General features: G+C 28.4%; 1 protein-coding gene. It reads left to right on the forward strand.

Annotation, left to right across the window (positions count from 1 at the left end):
• A partial coding sequence (locus tag CLCOS_RS00035; protein ID WP_153042886.1) for a PAS domain-containing protein occupies positions 1 to 638 on the forward strand: 638 nt, incomplete at both ends.

The following is a 638-nucleotide window of genomic DNA, read 5'->3' on the forward strand; positions in this document are numbered from 1 at the left end:
TGGTACCGGGAGCTTTTATGAATGAAGAAAATATTGGAACAAATGCTATGAGCGTAGTTATAAAAAGTAAGCTGCCAGTTCAAATTTCTGGAGATGATCATTTTATTAATGCATATCATAAGTGGACATGTTCCGCCGCACCTATAAAAGATAATAAAGGAAAACTTATAGGTGTATTGAATCTTACTGGATATATTGAGTTTGTACATTCCCATACTCTTGGCATGGTTATAGCAGCGTCAAATGCTATAGAACAAATGCTTAAAGTAGAAGAGTATAATAAAATTCAAAATATGAATTACAAGCATATAAAAAATATATTTAATTCCAGTCCTGTTGCTATAATAACCTCAGATATAAATGGTAAAATAAAAATTTGTAATAAAAAAGCACAGGATATGTTTGGCATAAGAGGTAATAAGTTAGAAACGAACAATATGGAAGATATTATAGAAAACTGGAATGATATAAAAACATCTATGTATTTAGGAGAAAGTGATTCAAAAGAAACAATTATGGTTTCACTAAGAAATAAGATTCAGTATCAAGTAACTACTAGCTCAATATACAATTGTGATGATGATAATAATATTGAGATAGTTTATGTTTTTGAAAAAGCTAAAAAGGTAAATAAAAAG

This window comes from Clostridium coskatii, assembly GCF_001675205.1.
Taxonomy (GTDB): Bacteria; Bacillota; Clostridia; order Clostridiales; family Clostridiaceae; genus Clostridium_B; species Clostridium_B ljungdahlii.